We start from the raw sequence: 268 nt of genomic DNA, 5'->3' as shown, positions 1-268 counted from the left end.
AACTTTTTGAAAAAATATGTTGTAGCAGACAGAAGTGTACGTTCTAAACAAAAACCTATTTTTTATCCTATATATCAAGAAGAGATAGATGAAGCAGAAAACTTATTACAAATGGAACTCCCAAAAGAACTGCAACGTTTTTATCAAGAAATAGGCTGTGGTTTTTTAAAGTCTGATAAAAGAATGTTTTTCAACAGGTTTATGGACCCGATTTCAGTTGCGGATTTTCGCTTAAGACAGGATATTTACGAATATAATCCAAACCTAG

At 31.7% G+C, this 268-nt stretch carries 1 protein-coding gene; it reads left to right on the top strand.

What is annotated here, in order from left to right; translation table 11 throughout:
• Positions 1-268: SMI1/KNR4 family protein (locus tag SB717_RS36345; protein WP_410907876.1), on the top strand; the 268-nt coding region annotated here is incomplete at both ends.

This window comes from Priestia sp. SIMBA_032 (assembly GCF_046535215.1).
Taxonomy (GTDB): Bacteria; Bacillota; Bacilli; order Bacillales; family Bacillaceae_H; genus Priestia; species Priestia aryabhattai.
Note: the sequence above shows the minus strand (reverse complement) of the source record. Positions and strands in the feature narration are given on the sequence as shown.